The organism is Lacrimispora sp. 38-1 (genome assembly GCF_049890855.1).
Lineage (GTDB): Bacteria > Bacillota > Clostridia > Lachnospirales > Lachnospiraceae > Lacrimispora.
In genome coordinates, this window is the sequence record NZ_JBANEW010000006.1 from 44,462 (window position 1) to 59,479 (window position 15,018).

General features: G+C 41.2%; 16 protein-coding genes. 15 read left to right on the forward strand and 1 reads right to left on the reverse strand.

What is annotated here, in order from left to right:
* The first annotated feature begins 21 nt into the window (after positions 1-21).
* Entirely contained in the window at positions 22-2,289 is a 2,268-nt protein-coding gene (yicI, locus tag V7D18_RS01865; protein WP_426150910.1) for an alpha-xylosidase, read from the forward strand.
* A gap of 113 nt (positions 2,290-2,402) precedes the next feature.
* Here the strand turns inward: yicI and V7D18_RS01870 are convergent, their stop codons facing one another.
* Positions 2,403-2,900 carry a transcriptional regulator gene (locus V7D18_RS01870; protein ID WP_426150911.1) on the reverse strand — a complete coding sequence of 166 codons (498 nt, stop codon included), beginning with the start codon at positions 2,898-2,900 and terminating at the stop codon, positions 2,403-2,405.
* A 329-nt stretch (positions 2,901-3,229) separates the two neighbouring features.
* Between V7D18_RS01870 and V7D18_RS01875 the strand changes: the two genes are divergently transcribed.
* The 14 genes from V7D18_RS01875 (at position 3,230) to V7D18_RS01940 (ending at position 14,945) form a co-directional block, all read left to right on the forward strand.
* Positions 3,230-3,640 carry a hypothetical protein gene (locus V7D18_RS01875; protein ID WP_426150912.1) on the forward strand — a complete coding sequence of 137 codons (411 nt, stop codon included), beginning with the start codon at positions 3,230-3,232 and terminating at the stop codon, positions 3,638-3,640.
* Positions 3,641-3,826: 186 nt separating this feature from the next.
* On the forward strand, positions 3,827-4,021 hold the full coding sequence (locus tag V7D18_RS01880) for a hypothetical protein (protein WP_426150914.1): 195 nt from the start codon (positions 3,827-3,829) through the stop codon (positions 4,019-4,021).
* A complete protein-coding gene (locus tag V7D18_RS01885) occupies positions 4,022-5,359 on the forward strand; it encodes a phage tail sheath family protein (RefSeq protein ID WP_426150916.1) in 1,338 nt (445 codons plus the stop codon).
* A 13-nt stretch (positions 5,360-5,372) separates the two neighbouring features.
* The gene (locus tag V7D18_RS01890; RefSeq protein WP_104433682.1) at positions 5,373-5,843 is read left to right on the forward strand and encodes a phage tail tube protein; all 471 of its coding nucleotides are present in this window, start codon (positions 5,373-5,375) and stop codon (positions 5,841-5,843) included.
* Between the two features lie 9 nt (positions 5,844-5,852).
* Entirely contained in the window at positions 5,853-6,269 is a 417-nt protein-coding gene (locus tag V7D18_RS01895; protein WP_426150918.1) for a phage tail assembly chaperone, read from the forward strand.
* 11 nt (positions 6,270-6,280) lie between these two features.
* Positions 6,281-6,418: a hypothetical protein gene (locus V7D18_RS01900; RefSeq protein WP_426150920.1), complete on the forward strand. Its 138-nt coding sequence runs from the start codon at positions 6,281-6,283 to the stop codon at positions 6,416-6,418.
* Positions 6,419-6,428: 10 nt separating this feature from the next.
* On the forward strand, positions 6,429-8,597 hold the full coding sequence (locus V7D18_RS01905) for a tape measure protein (RefSeq protein WP_426150922.1): 2,169 nt from the start codon (positions 6,429-6,431) through the stop codon (positions 8,595-8,597).
* A gap of 8 nt (positions 8,598-8,605) precedes the next feature.
* The gene (locus tag V7D18_RS01910) at positions 8,606-9,328 is read left to right on the forward strand and encodes a hypothetical protein (protein WP_426150924.1); all 723 of its coding nucleotides are present in this window, start codon (positions 8,606-8,608) and stop codon (positions 9,326-9,328) included.
* The gene (locus tag V7D18_RS01915; protein ID WP_426150926.1) at positions 9,325-10,332 is read left to right on the forward strand and encodes an XkdQ/YqbQ family protein; all 1,008 of its coding nucleotides are present in this window, start codon (positions 9,325-9,327) and stop codon (positions 10,330-10,332) included. Before V7D18_RS01910 ends, V7D18_RS01915 begins: the two co-directional genes overlap by 4 nt.
* A complete protein-coding gene (locus V7D18_RS01920; RefSeq protein ID WP_426150928.1) occupies positions 10,319-10,612 on the forward strand; it encodes a DUF2577 family protein in 294 nt (97 codons plus the stop codon). Before V7D18_RS01915 ends, V7D18_RS01920 begins: the two co-directional genes overlap by 14 nt.
* A gap of 13 nt (positions 10,613-10,625) precedes the next feature.
* Positions 10,626-11,030 (forward strand): DUF2634 domain-containing protein, encoded by a 405-nt coding sequence (locus V7D18_RS01925; RefSeq protein WP_426150929.1) that lies wholly within the window; start codon positions 10,626-10,628, stop codon positions 11,028-11,030.
* Positions 11,027-12,175, forward strand: a complete 1,149-nt coding sequence (locus tag V7D18_RS01930) for a baseplate J/gp47 family protein (protein WP_426150931.1) — start codon at positions 11,027-11,029, stop codon at positions 12,173-12,175. The genes V7D18_RS01925 and V7D18_RS01930 overlap by 4 nt, the downstream gene beginning before the upstream one ends.
* Entirely contained in the window at positions 12,165-12,686 is a 522-nt protein-coding gene (locus V7D18_RS01935) for a putative phage tail protein (RefSeq protein WP_426150933.1), read from the forward strand. Before V7D18_RS01930 ends, V7D18_RS01935 begins: the two co-directional genes overlap by 11 nt.
* 9 nt (positions 12,687-12,695) lie before the next feature.
* A complete protein-coding gene (locus tag V7D18_RS01940; RefSeq protein ID WP_426150935.1) occupies positions 12,696-14,945 on the forward strand; it encodes a hypothetical protein in 2,250 nt (749 codons plus the stop codon).
* Positions 14,946-15,018 lie beyond the last annotated feature (73 nt).

Below are 15,018 nucleotides of genomic sequence, written 5' to 3' on the forward strand. Positions count from 1 at the left end.
ATTCAGGCAAGGAGAACAGATATGAAATTCACCAGTGGTTTTTGGAAGGTAAGAGATGAAATTACACCCCTTTATGCTGTTGAATATGCAGGCAGCCGGATAAATGGAGGGGAATTAACGGTTTATGCGCCGGGGAAAAGTATAAAAAGCAGGGGAGATATTCTGAACCTTGGGATGCTGACAATCCGTATCACCAGTCCCATGGAAGACGTGCTGAAAGTTTCCGTTTTCCATTTTGAAGGGCTGGCTGACCAGGGACCATTTACAGCGGTTTCAGAGTACAGTCCCAGGGTAAGCATTGTTGAATCAGGGGAAGATATTGTTTTTCAGACAGGATGTACCAAAGCTGTTATTGATAAACGGCCTGATTCCTGGGGCATCCGCTTTTATGACGGAGACAGGGAGCTTACCAGCACCGGTTTTAAAAATATGGCCTATATGAAAAACCGGGAAAATGGAAAATGTTATATGGTTGAACAGCTTGCTCTTGATGTGGGAGAATATGTTTATGGAATGGGTGAGAGGTTTACACCTTTTGTAAAGAATGGGCAGATCGTGGAAATGTGGAACGAGGACGGAGGAACTGCCAGCGAAATCGCCTATAAGAATATCCCTTTTTATATGACGAATAAAGGTTATGGTGTTCTCGTCAGTGACCCGGGAGATGTATCCTATGAGGTTGCCAGCGAGAAGGTGGAACGTATCCAGTTTTCTTTAGAGGGGGAGCGGCTGGATTATTATATCATAAATGGTCATACACCCAAAGGTACCATTAAAAAATATACGGAATTAACAGGAAGGCCCTCCCTCCCTCCGGCCTGGTCCTTTGGTCTCTGGCTGACCACTTCATTTACTACGGATTATGATGAGGATACCACATCTGGTTTTATAGATGGAATGGCGGAGCGGGATATTCCCCTGCAGGTCTTTCACTTTGACTGTTTCTGGATGGAGGCGTATGAGTGGTGTAATTTTACCTGGGATGCGAAAACATTTCCCGACCCTGTTGGAATGCTGAAACGTTACCATGAAAAAGGACTTAAAATCTGTGTGTGGATCAATCCGTATATAGCCCAGAAATCGTCTCTGTTTCAGGAAGGAATGGAGAAAGGATATTTAATCAGAAAGAAAAACGGGGCAGTATGGCAGACCGATATGTGGCAGGCTGGAATGGGAGTGGTTGATTTTACCAATCCTGACGCAGCTGCCTGGTATCAGGAAAAATTAAAAATTCTTCTGGATATGGGAGTGGACTGTTTTAAGACGGATTTTGGGGAGCGGATACCGGTGAAGGATATCGTATATCATGATGGTTCTGATCCCGTAAGGATGCATAATTATTATACTTATTTATATAACAAGGCTGTTTTTGATCTGCTTGAGAGGGAGCGGGGAAAAGGGGAAGCAGTTTTATTTGCCCGTTCTGCGGCAGCAGGCGGTCAGAAGTTTCCGGTTCACTGGGGAGGCGATTGTTCCGCTTCTTATCCGTCAATGGCAGAAACTCTTCGCAGCGGCCTGTCACTGGCCTGTTCCGGCTTTGGATTCTGGAGTCATGATATCGGTGGATTTGAGAGTACGGCAACAGCCGATGTATACAAACGCTGGTGCCAGTTTGGACTCTTAAGTTCTCACAGCCGCCTTCATGGATCCTCTTCTTACCGGGTTCCCTGGCTGTTTGACGAGGAAGCCTGTGATGTGCTGCGGAAATTTGTTAAGCTGAAATGCAGCCTGATGCCTTATTTATACAGTCAGGCAGCTGCGGCACATGAGGAGGGGATTCCAGTCATGCGTCCTATGCTTATGGAATTTCCGGAGGACCGGGCCTGTGAGACTCTTGACAGACAGTATATGCTGGGTGACAGCCTTTTAGTGGCACCGGTTTTTAAAGAATCGGGTGAAGCGGAATACTATGTGCCGGATGGAAAATGGGTGAATCTGCTGAGTGAACAGGTGATTGAAGGTGGACACTGGCGGAAAGAGATCTTTGATTATTACAGCCTTCCGGTTTTGGTAAGGCAGAATAGCATTTTAGCTGTTGGCAGCTGCGACAGCAGAACTGATTATGATTTCTGTGACGGGGTTACGTTCTGGTTGTCTGTATTTGAGGATGGGGGAATTGGCGAAACTTCCGTTACCGACTTAAAAGGCAGAGCAGTGATGAATGTGAAAGCGATACGGGAAGCGGATGTGATCAGGCTTTATGTGGAGGGAGGAAACGGAAACTTTAGTTACAGGGTTCTGGGAGAGCAGGAGGTAAAGGTTATTTTGGTTCCTTCACGTCAATTGTAAAGTCTTATGACTGGTAATAATAATTACTGTACAATTTATCAGTTACTGTGGTATCAGAAAAAAATCCCTCCTGATGCAGGGGGGATTTTTGCATGCAAGGCGTTACAATTGAATTATTCATCAAAAAAAGCGTTGTCATATTCTTTCATTTCCTCAGTCACTTCTATATCAGTACGCTGGTGGGCTGCATTAGTGAGAAGGTGCCGGCTGTTTTCTTCTTCCATAAGCTGTACCTGATAAAGACTTTTGCTGTAATCAATTACTTTCCTCTTATTCACATTGTTAAGTTTAATATAATTATTAAATAATTCATCATCAAATGAATGAATGAGTATATCATGTTTATTCGGTCCAGAAGTCTGGACTCTTTCCATGGGTACATCAAAACCCATAAGCCAGGCTTCACTTACATTGAGAGCCTTACCCAGAACGAACAATTTTTTCTGGTTGGGTTCTGTTTTACCTGAACAATATTGACTGATATCTGATTTATTCATCTTAACGTTATACATATTACAAAAAGGAATTGCCAGATTTAATATATCGGTCTGGCGTAAATTTCTATCTGTCATAATCTTTTTTAAGCGGATAGCTGTGTTTTCATTTTCCATTTTTGAAACCGCCTTTCTTTACATAATATATCATATGTTAAGTAATAGTTCAATACAACAATCATGAAAGTTAAAGATATTGAACTTTTTGTTGACAGAAGAATTATACGATGTTATGATACAAATAGTTAAAAATATTGAACTTGATCAAAAAGGATGATATATGGATACATGATTGACAACTTGGCCAATTGCTTTAAATGCCCATATTATTTTTTTTATTCAGATAGTTCAAAGTATTGAACTATCTGAATGATAGCAGAAAATGTGATTCGGATTATGTTTTTTTGATCAACAGAGTTGTGCAGGAAAATAAGGGAGGATAAAAAATGGGAAATGTAAGACCATTAAACCATAGCAAATATGGAATCAGTAAAAACCGTTTCATGGAATTGTATTATTGGTGTCTCCAGTATGGGGAATGGAGAGAGGAACTTAAGTATAAAACAGATACACTAAAATCTATGAGCTTAACAGCCATTCCATCCGGTCATAATCCAGCAGATGTAACACAGCAGCTGGCAATCAAAAGGGTCATGTTGGAACAGAACTGCCGTCTGATAGAACAAACAGCCATAGAAACTGATCCGGAAATTTATAAATATATACTGAAAGCGGTGACGGAAGAAGATATCACTTATGAATATTTGAGAATGATGATGGAGATTCCCTGCAGTCACAATACATATTATGACAGACGCCGTAAGTTCTACTGGCTGCTTGACAAAAGAAAAAAATAAAATTGGTAATCAAGGGACAAATCACCATGCTATATTAGTAGTATGAAAAAGGGTTTCCTGACAGGAGACTCTTTTTTGTTAGAAATTCACTGCCTGATAAGAAACGATAAATGGAAGGGGGAAAGGATCGGTATGATTGTATTAAGTCACTGGAATCTATAGTATCGCATGAAGGAGGTATTAAAAATGTCTAAAGCAAAAGACACGAAAAAAATGGTGAAAGAGCCGGTGAAGTTTAAGCGGGAGGCACTTCTTGCAAGCAAAGAGCTTTCCAGATATCAACCGGACTTTGCGGAGGTACTCCTTACAGAAACGGAGTATACACTGGAAGAAGCACAGGAAATTCTTAATAAATTTTTTGAATATAAGGAGGAAAAGTAAATGGCTGGAGGAACATGGACATCACAAAGTAAAAAGCAGCCTGGTGTTTACATAAATGTAAAATCAAGCATGGAGCAGTCTGTTAAAGTAGGGGACAGGGGAATCGTTGCAATCTGCGAACCATTGTCATGGGGACCGGAAGGAGAGCTTATGGCAATCAATGCCGGGGATGATTTTACCCCATACATTGGATACCCTTCAACCAGTGTTAACGCATTATTTTTAAGAGAAATTTTTAAAGGAAGTGAGCGCACAAACGGGCCGGCAAAGGTTCTGCTTTACCGCCCGGCTGCGGAGAGTGCGGCAAAGGCTGTGGCAGTCATCGGTGAGCTTACTGTTACTGCAAGATATAATGGTGTGCGGGGAAATGACATTTCCGTTTCACTTACGGAAGACCCGGATCAGGCAGGCAGCTATATGGTACGAACCATTGTGGAGGGATCTGTAAAAAATACTCAGACAGGAAAGACTGTTTCTGATTTAAAAGGAAATGACTGGGTCGTATTTTCAGGAACTGGTAATCTGACAGCTGCGGCTGGGACCTCTTTAACAGGAGGCAGCAATGGCACAGTAAAAAATGCAGAGTATTCCGCATTTCTAACCGTACTGGAATCCCGGAATTTTCAGATTCTGATCTATGATGGCGCTGACAGTACAATTAAGGAAGCATATACAGCCTTTATTAAACGGATGCGGGAAAATTCAGGAAGAAAGTGTCAGGCAGTTATGTCAGGCGCTGAAAGTGACACTGAGGCTGTCATCTCCGTTAAAAACGGAGTGGTGCTCTCAGATGGAACCATACTTACACCTCAGAAAACAACCTGGTGGGTTGGCGGCGCGCAGGCAGGAGCGAAATATACGGAATCACTGGTTTATGCGCAATATCCCAATGCAGCAGATGCATCTCCCCGCCTGACATCAGCAGAAATTGATGAAGCGCTGGAAAAGGGCCAGATTGTATTTTTTGAAGAGTTCGGTTCTGTTAAGATCATGTCAGATATTAACACACTGACTTCTTATACGGCAAACAAAGGAGAAGCATTCAGTTTAAATCAGGTGATTCGGACTGCAGATACATTAACAGGTGATATTTATAAGAATTTCTCACAGAACTATGTTGGGAAAACCCAGAATAATGCAGCAGGCAGAGATTTACTCAAGTCCTGGATAGTCGGGTATTTAAATGAGATCCAGGCCAATGGAGGAATTCAGAACTTTGAATCCGATGATGTGACAGTAGAAGCAGGAAATGCACTGAATTCAGTTGTAATAACACTTGCAATTCAGCCGGTAGCTGCAGTTGAAAAAATTTATATCACAGCAACCCTGACAGATTAAGAGGAGGTAGATTATGAGCTTTTTATTAGAACGCGATGCTTTAAACGGAAAGGCAGGAAGAGCCTTTGCAGTAATTGACGGACGCAATGTGGAAATGTTCGGATTAAAGAAAATTCAGGCAGATGCAGAGTTTCAGGAATCTGATTTTAAGGTGGTGGGAACCAATCTGGTGCAGAAAAAGACATCAGGTGTTTCGCTTACCGGTTCCGCAACGGTATATTATGGTACGCCGGAATTTTTAAACATGCTGAAAACTTATTTAAAGACGGGAGCACTTCCGTACTTTACAATTCAGATTACCAATGAAGATGAAGGAAGTTCAATCGGCAGCCAGACAGTAGCTCTTTATAACGTAAAGCTGCAGAAGCTTCCCATTGCCATGCTGGACGCTGATACAGAGTTTTTAACAATGGATATTGCTTTCAGCTTTACTAATGTAGAAGTATTAAACGCATTTTCAACCCCGGTACAGCTGGGAGAATAGGAGAATTTTATGAGTGCATTAAAAGCATTTTTACAGCCATCAGTAGAGGGTTTAACAAAAGAGGTGATTATTTCCGAACGTTTTAAGGGGGAAGATGGAAAGCCTGTACCATTTGTAATCAAAGCCATTTCCCAGAAGGAAAATGAGAAGCTTGCCCGTATGAGCCGGAAAACAGCAAAGGTCGATGGTGTTCCGGTAGAAAAAACAGACAGCATTCTTTATACCAGAAGACTGATTCTTGCATGTGTTAAAGAGCCGGATTTCAGTGATCAGGAGATGTGTAAATATTACGGAACCGAAGATCCGCTGGAAGTTCCCTCTCAAATGCTGAGCGTGGGAGAATATAACCGTTTATCCAATGCGATCCTGGAATTAAATGACATGAAGAGTATGGGAGAGAAGATTGAAGAAGCAAAAAACTCTTAAACGGGGGAGATATGGACGTGCAGTTGGCTTACTACATGTTTGTTAACCACGGCCGCTTCCCCGGGGAAGTTGCTAATCTTCCGGAAAACGACAGGATATTAATGTTCCAGATGGCGGTGAAAGAGATTAAAAGCCGTCCAAAGAAGTAAAGGAGGAACTATGGGAGAGATAACAGGAGAATTAGTAGTCAGTGATCAGTTCAGTGAATCTTTTTCCAGGTTCATTGACCTTGGGAATTCTTCGGTGGAACAATTGGGACTAATCAGCCAGGCTGCTGTACAAACTGAAATGACCATACGCCGTTCCTTTGGTGGTGCGGCAGTTGTAGTGATTGGAAGTATGAGGCAGTCAGGCGGTGAGGCATTGATGCAGTTAGAACGCATCAATGCCTCTATTGAGAAAATGGGGGAAGATTCCCAATATGTGGCCATTCAGGGTATGAATGAGATTAATGAGAACATAAAAAAGGTTGTTGAGAATACAACAAAAGCCGAGAGTAAGCAGGATAAATACAATAAAAAGATAAAGCAGGCAGAAGAATTCGGCAGTAAGCTAATGTCTACAATTAAGAAAATCGGATCGTTTGGGGCTGCTGCAGGGAAGGGATTACTTGGACTTTCAGATGAAATGTCTCAATCAAATACGCGGGTAAACGCTATGAACAAAAGTTTTCAGCCCGCTGAAAATTCTTCTGTAGTGGGAGATGGAGCTGTCAGCAATGATCTGGAAGAAACCAATCGGGTACAGGAATTGATCTATCAATCAGCCCAGCGGACCAGAATGAGCTATCTTGGAACTGCTGATGCAGTTACTGCATTGGCAAAGGGGGCAGGTGATGCATTTTCCAGCAGCGATGAAGTTGTGGCGTTTGCTGAGAATATGAATAAACAGCTAAAATCAGCTGGGATCAGTCAGCAGGACGCGGCCTCTGCGTCTGAGCAGCTGACTAATGCATTAGGCTCCGGTGTACTTACCAGTGAACAATTCAATGCAGTTGCCAATACTGCTCCCAATATAATTCAGACAATTGCCGATTATATGGGAAAGCCTGTGGAAGAAGTCAGGAGTCTGGCTGCCGAAGGAAAGGTTACTGCGGATATAGTAAAAAATGCCATGCTCGGCGCAACGGATAATATTAATGAAGAGTTTAAAAATGTGCCAATGACATGGTCAGATGCATGGGGAATGATACAAAATGCAGCGACCTATTCCCTGAGCGGGGTTACAGAGAAGGTTAATGAATTTTTAAACAGTGATACTGCACAAAAAGCTCTTGGGGGAATCATTGGAGCAATTGATATCATGGCTGATGTAGCGGAAGGCGCAATTGGATTGCTGACGGCGGGGGCAGGGTTTATTATAGATAACTGGAATTACGTGTATCCTTTACTCATTGGCATTGGGGTGGCTTTTGCAGCTGCCGGAATTGTTGGTATGATTTCCGGGTTGGGGGCTGCAGTGGCATGGCTAAGTGTTGTATGGCCTTTCATCTTAATTGGTGCACTTGTTGCCATTCTTATTCTGGCGCTAACTAATGCGGGCGTAACCTTTGAACAGATTGGTCAGGTGGCAGGTGCTGCGTTTGGATTTATTTATGCTGTAGGATATAATTTAATAGCGGATCTGTGGAATTTAATAGCTGTATTTGCAGAGTTTTTTGCAAATGTGTTTAATGACCCGGTTGCAGCGATTGATCGCCTTATGTTTGGGCTGTTTGATACCATTCTTGGAGTAGTAGAGACGGTTGCAAATGCAATTGATGCTATCTGTAATACGAATATGTCAGGTGCTGTATCTGGTTTCAGGAGCATGCTAAGTGGACTTGCTGACGATGTATACGGGGAACAGGCGGTAACAATAAAACGTATGACCAAACTTGATACAGGAAATACGACTGACCGTTCCAGTACGTTCTGGGGCAATGCTGGAAATAAAATGGATAATATGGATATCAGTCAGGATAATCCGTTATCAAAACTTACAGATTTAATGGGAGGAAACAAAGACGGATACGAATCCATGTCTGACAATGTAAAAAATATTGAAAGCATGGGAAATACAGGAAATATAGAAAATGTCGATAAGGTTGGCAGCGTAGAAAAAATCAATCAGGATGTAAACATTGCTGATGAAAATATTAAGCTTCTCAGAGATTTATCAGAGCGGCAGTATGTAGCCCTCGTCAATCTGACGGTGCCACAGACCAATGCGACCATCAACCAGACTGTACATGGCGGTGGAGGATCTGATGTAGATTCCATAGTGGGTGCGCTAAATAATATTCTTGGAGTACAGCAGTCAGTCAGCAGCAATGTATTAGTAACTTAGGAGGAATTATGCGGAACAGATATAAATTTTTTGCAGATATAGGTGGTGACACCATAGAATTTCCTGTCAATCCAAAAGAGTATACCATTTCATATCCAGCCGATCATAAAACCTACGACATATTGGATATAGGTGAAATCATAGTTCCCAGGCTGCCTTCTTTAATGGATGTGTCCTGGGACTCCTATTTTCCAGGAAATGATGATGATCCGCTGATATACGGACATGACTGGATGGAACCGGGAGACTATGTGGAAGCCATAAAGGATGCCATGGATAATCAGGAAATATGTGATCTTGTTATAAGCCGGTATGATGCAGGTGGAAGCAGGATGTATGATACCAATATCAGTGCAGTGATTGCAGAATTTGAAACAACTGAAAAGGGTGGGGAAGCGGGAGACGTATACTATAAGATTAAGTTTAAGGAATATCGGAATTACGCGCCTATAAAAATACCCATGTCTGATAATAAGAATACAAACAATTCTGCCACTGACGAAGAGTCACAAAGAGCCGTGTCCCCTGCTTTGGAATTAAGGGTAGGTGCTGCCGTAATCGCAAATGGTATCTACTACAGCAGCAGTTATGGGGATAAGCCGACTGGTACGGCTAATAACTTATCTACCGTAGTCTCAAGGATTATTCCAGATACTTCCAGACCTTATCCAATTCTGATAGGGGGAAGCCGTGGCTGGATTAAGGCAGATCAATTGCAGGTGACGGGATGAGTTATAAACTTCTGGTTTTGAACACTGAAACAAACACCTTATATGATTATGCCCCTGTCACCGAAAGCGTCACTTATACAACCAACAGAAACGGAAGTGCAGGTACACTGACATTTACTTTACTTAAAAACCAATCCCTTAACCTTACGGAAGGCGCCAGAGTCCAGTTCTATGTTGATGGGAAAGGAATCTTCCAGGGGTTTATTTTTGTTATTGAGCAAAACCGCTGGGAAGAAATATCGGTTACGGCATATGACCAGCTGCGCTACTTAAAATGCAATGCCAGCTACAGTTTTATAAATAAAACTCTTGGAGAAATCATTCAGCAGATTGCAACTGATATGGAGCTTCAAACGGGTGTACTGGAAGATACCGGGCACTCGTTTGATAAGCTGACAAAAGAGAACACTTCATGTCTGGATATTATTGAATACGGACTTATGTTAACTCAATATAAAACTGGAAAAACGTTTGTATTATATGATGATTTCGGAAAGCTAAACCTTAAGGAAACCCAGAATATGAAATCAGATATCCTGATTGGAGATGGAAGCATTTTAACTGATTATACCTATAAATCAGATATTGATACAGATACGTACAATCAGGTGAAGCTGGTAAAATCAAATAAGGATACCGGTCAGATAGATACCTATATTTTTAAAGATCAGACGACAATAAAAAAGTGGGGAGTACTTCAAAATTTTGTGAAGGTAGATGAAAACCTAAATGAGGCCCAAATCAGTGAACAGGGAAATATCATGATGGCCTATTATAACCGGGTATTAAAAACAATAACCATAAACGGTGTAGGCGGAGCACCGGATTTAAAAGCAGGCTCAATGGCTTACTTCAAACTTAAGGATGTACCAGAGCTGAAAAACAGGTACTTGTTAATTCTGGATAAAGTAAAGCACACCTTTTCCGCTGGGGAACACACAATGAATCTGGAAGCCAGGATTGTTGACAAAGATAAGGAGGTATATTTGCGTGGAATTAATTGAAAGACTGCAGTCCATTATTATTGATACAACAAGAGCACTGGATTTACTTGATACGGGCTATGCGACTGTAATTTCGGCCTCGCCTCTTACACTTTGTATTGAGGCAACAAGATTAACCATTACTGAACCGGTGGCAGTAATGACAGATAATGTACGATACAGGGCTGTCACCGTTCAGGGAGAAACTGTAGTAATTAATAAAGGTTTGGAACCAGGAGATAAGGTTTTAGTCTTAAAAGCCAATTCCGGTCAGAACTACATAGTAATTTCGAAAGCGTAGGTGAAGAAGAAATATGGCAACATTGCCGGATTCATCAAGTGCATTGTTTTATGAAAGCGAGAAGAGGGAGTACCCTACGGATACATATCTGGTTGACAAAGGAACTGGGACAATCAGAAAAATGGGACATGGTCTGGAGGCCATGAAACAGGCGGCTGATATTATATTGAATGTGGAACGGTATGAATACCAGATCTATTCCTCAAATTTTGGCAGAGAGTTAAAAAAACTGGTGGGCAAGCCGCCGGAATATGTGACAAGTATGTTGAAACGGCGGATCAGAGAGGCATTTTCCATGGATTCCCGGTTCTTGTCAGTTGATAACTTTGTTTTTGAAACAACTGATGCAGGTACAATAAAATGCGGTTTTCAAATAAAAACCGCATACGGCACCCTTTCTGAGGAGGTGGAAATTTGATTGATTTTAGTAATAAAACTTATGAAACAATATTAAGCAGGCAGCTAAAACGTGTACCAGATACAATTGATAAAAGAGAGGGGTCTATGATTCAAACCGCTCTCGGTCCGGAAAGCTGGTATCTGGAGGGCTTGTATCTTGATCTGGACTCCGTACAGAAGAATGCTTACGCCGAAACTGCAGGAGGTGATTTCCTGGATTTACTGGTGGCGGAGCGGGGAATTGAGAGAAAAAAATCTACTTATGCAGTTAAAAAAGGTGTGTTTAACAGAACGGTTCCTATTGGTTCCCGTTTTTCCGCCCTTACAGGTGATGGATACCTGACTTATCAGGTTACAGAATTTGTTGGGCAGACGGAGTCAGGTTATACCTATAAAATGAAATGTGAAGCTGCCGGAGAAATCGGAAATAATTATACGGGTCAGTTGATAGCGATTGATTATGTCACCGGACTGACTTCTGCAGAGCTTACTGAACTTTTATTAGCAGGAACGGAAGAAGAAAAGGATGGTTCTTTGAGAGAACGGTATCTGGCGACTTTTGATGTAGCTACATTTGGAGGTAATATAGCCTCTTACCGGAATGCGATTCTTGCCATTGACGGAGTAGGAGAAGTACAGGTCTATCCCGCATGGAAGGGAGGAGGAACAGTTCTGTGCAGCATTCTTGACGGTAATATGCGCCCCGCTGGCAAAGAATTGATTCACGCGGTTCAAGAAACAATTTGCCCTTTGGAAGAAGGGGGAGCAGAGCCTTCGGCAAGTGGTTATGGAATAGCTCCCATTGGGGCATCAGTTACGGTTGGGACGGGAACTGAGTTGAATCTGGACATTTCTCTCTCCGTCCAGTTTCTTAATAATGTACCAGATGGTGGTTCAGGCTATAAAAGCCAGATAGAAAAGAAGATAGAGGAATATCTTAAGTCAGTCCGGCAGTCATGGGGGACCATGGTAAAAAGCCAGAAAATAGAATACGTTGTAACTGTGTATATATCCAGAATAATTTATGCGATTCTGGATATTCCAGAGGTAGTAAATGTAACTGAAGTAATAATAAATGGATTAGCATCTGATATTGTATGCAAGGAAGATTCTTCGCTGCAGCAGGTGCCCATCTTAGGGAAGGTGACGGTAAATGGCAGTTGACTTAAAAATGCTTCTTCCAAAATGGTTTCAAAACGTTGTGGAGTTTAATGAATTACTGGAGACGGAGGCTGCAGAGCTGGAAGAAGCAGAAAGCAGTATTCATTCTGTGAGTAACAATTGTTATATCCAGACTGCTGATGAAGCTACTATTTCGTTGTTAGAAAAAAGGTTTGGAATTGTTTGTCAGGGCGAAAGTCTGGATTTTAGAAGAAGCCGCATCATGCAAAGGTATAATACTGTAGTTCCCTTTACTGTTGGGTTTTTAAAAGACCGTCTGGCAGAGCTTTACGGAGCGGATGGTTATCAGGTTGTGGTTGATGGTAAAACAAGTTTAATTAGTATTAAAATCACCTCAGACCGATATGGGGCAGTCAATCTTCTTTATAATCTTCTGTGGGATATTTTACCTGCACATATGCAGATAACAGTCAGTCAGGTAAATACAAAACATCTAATTGGTGCTTTAAGTCTGGGAGCTACGGTGAGTGGAACGAAAGTAATTACAATATAAGGAGGTTTTATGGGACAATATAATAAAGCAGTTTTGACAGCTGCTGGAGAAAAATTAATTGCACGGGCTTTGGCGGGAGAAATAAAGCTGGGTATTACTCAGGCAAAAACATCAGATTATGCGTATCCGGACAGTACAGATTTAAAAAGTTTAAAGGATATGCAGGGAATTAAGCAAACAGTTCGTGATCCTGAAACAACGGTGCTTAATGAAACGATGATTCAAACCAGGGTGCTGTTTAGTAATGAAGAAATTGCGTCTACCTATTACATTCATAACATTGGTTTATATGCCCTGGACGGGACCGAAGAGGTCCTTTTTTGTATTGTGACAGCAGAAATTCCGGATGAGATGCCGCAGTATAATGGGGTGGCATCGACATCTTATATTTATAATATTCAGAATGTGGTGAAGGAGGGGGGTGAGCTAAATATTACAGTTAATCCATCGGGTACTGCTACGATTCAGGATGTAACGGAGAGGGTAGATTCGACTGGTGGTGATATCTCAGAAACAGTTATTGAAACTCTGGATACTATAGAGGATAAGTATCCATTACCGGCGGCCGGTGAGAATGTAAAGCGGTTTTTTGGGAAAGTGCTGACATTTCTCAGAAATATAAGACCTCTTACGGGTGATATCACTCTTTATGTATCTGCAAATACTGGATCTGATGATACGGGTAATGGTAGTGAATTAAATCCTTATGCCAGTGTTACAAAGGCATTAAGCGTAATACCAAAAGATTTGAACACCAAGACTGCGACAGTTCAAATAGCAGATGGAATATATACAGAAGATGTCGTAGTGGCGGGATTTCATTCGGGGGCTCTGATCGTACGTTCAAATACCCCCGATGCTATTAATGAAGATTGTGTTATAAAAGCTATGCTTATACATAGCTGTAACGGAAATATCGAAATTAGAGGCATTTCTATTCAGGAAGATACAACACAAAATGCGATAGAACTAGCATTTGTGAGTCAATGTTCATTTATATATATATCATTAGTTAAATCCAATGCCGAAAAAATTGGTGTATCTGTATGGGCATCAAAAATACGTATATATAATAGCAAAATTTCAAATCATAATTATGCTATTATGCTTCAACAAAATAGTCAAGTATACTCCGAAAATAATGGGGGCATAAATAATCATCAAGCAGTAGGAAACTTTACTGGTTCAATCATCTCATGTGTAGGTTTTCAGCCATTAGGCACATCAACTTCGGTGTTTGGCTTGGGTAGTTTAAGTATAAGTAACTATGGTGCGCAGATAGGAACACTATCAAGTGACATAATACTATACGTAGCGACCACCGGATCTGACGCAACAGGTGATGGAACAAGTGAAAAGCCATTTAAATCTATTCAGCATGCGATTGATATTATACCAAAGGATTTGAATGGGTATTCTGCCACAATAGATGTTTCTGCTGGTACATATCCAGAAAATTTGTTTGTTTTAGGGTTTCATAGTGGGTCATTAAACCTATACAGTGACACGAAAGATACGTTAGCAGATACATGCCGTGTAAATGCTATAACAATATCAAAGTTTGGTGCAGGATATTTACGTGTTAACGGATTTAATTTTATTGCAACAAGCAGAGAAACCGTTGTTGTTACGGGGAGTTACGGCGTATATTTTTATTATTGTCAATCTACTGCACCAAGTACGTATACAGCAATGCAGATTAATGAGTCATCTTGCAGTATTCATGGTTGTAAGGTAACTAATCGAAATCATGGTGCAAGTTTTAGTAATAGTGTGGGCATGAGTTCAAATTGGTCGGAGTCTACTAATAATACTGTAGGAATATCAAGCTTTAATGGTGCTAGAGTTACAATATCTGGCCCCCAACCTACTGGTACGGCTAATATGCTACAAGGTACTGGGGGTATGTTCGTATACGATAATGGAACACAGATTTCTGGATTAATTTCTTCCGGTTTATCGTGCACATGGGGAACAATATATGGTGGATATATAAGGCATGGTAACTTAAATGGTGTGGCTATGGTGACTATTCAGATAGGCGTTAATCTTACAACAAATCTATCAATTGGTACGGCATACTATATATCTGGATTTCCACGTCCAACACATGATACAGCTGTAAACTGTAACGTAGCAATCGGTAACCTTTATTTGGTTGCATCTACTGGACAAATACGCATTGAATTGATGGCTGGGCAATCTCTTTACGCGGGTAATGCCATAGTATTTAACTGCACATATATGACAAACTCATAAGGGTGAAAGAAAGTAGAGGACAGCCAAAAAGTATCTAGAAAATAGCTTTTAAAGAAGTTTGAATTTAGATGGA

Bases quoted from the DNA above. Each gene is read 5' to 3' on its own strand.
- yicI (WP_426150910.1), top strand. From the start codon at position 22: ATGAAATTCACCAGTGGTTTTTGGAAGGTAAGAGATGAAATTACACCC.
- V7D18_RS01870 (WP_426150911.1), bottom strand. From the start codon at position 2,900: ATGGAAAATGAAAACACAGCTATCCGCTTAAAAAAGATTATGACAGAT.
- V7D18_RS01875 (WP_426150912.1), top strand. From the start codon at position 3,230: ATGGGAAATGTAAGACCATTAAACCATAGCAAATATGGAATCAGTAAA.
- V7D18_RS01880 (WP_426150914.1), top strand. From the start codon at position 3,827: ATGTCTAAAGCAAAAGACACGAAAAAAATGGTGAAAGAGCCGGTGAAG.
- V7D18_RS01885 (WP_426150916.1), top strand. From the start codon at position 4,022: ATGGCTGGAGGAACATGGACATCACAAAGTAAAAAGCAGCCTGGTGTT.
- V7D18_RS01890 (WP_104433682.1), top strand. From the start codon at position 5,373: ATGAGCTTTTTATTAGAACGCGATGCTTTAAACGGAAAGGCAGGAAGA.
- V7D18_RS01895 (WP_426150918.1), top strand. From the start codon at position 5,853: ATGAGTGCATTAAAAGCATTTTTACAGCCATCAGTAGAGGGTTTAACA.
- V7D18_RS01900 (WP_426150920.1), top strand. From the start codon at position 6,281: ATGGACGTGCAGTTGGCTTACTACATGTTTGTTAACCACGGCCGCTTC.
- V7D18_RS01905 (WP_426150922.1), top strand. From the start codon at position 6,429: ATGGGAGAGATAACAGGAGAATTAGTAGTCAGTGATCAGTTCAGTGAA.
- V7D18_RS01910 (WP_426150924.1), top strand. From the start codon at position 8,606: ATGCGGAACAGATATAAATTTTTTGCAGATATAGGTGGTGACACCATA.
- V7D18_RS01915 (WP_426150926.1), top strand. From the start codon at position 9,325: ATGAGTTATAAACTTCTGGTTTTGAACACTGAAACAAACACCTTATAT.
- V7D18_RS01925 (WP_426150929.1), top strand. From the start codon at position 10,626: ATGGCAACATTGCCGGATTCATCAAGTGCATTGTTTTATGAAAGCGAG.
- V7D18_RS01935 (WP_426150933.1), top strand. From the start codon at position 12,165: ATGGCAGTTGACTTAAAAATGCTTCTTCCAAAATGGTTTCAAAACGTT.
- V7D18_RS01940 (WP_426150935.1), top strand. From the start codon at position 12,696: ATGGGACAATATAATAAAGCAGTTTTGACAGCTGCTGGAGAAAAATTA.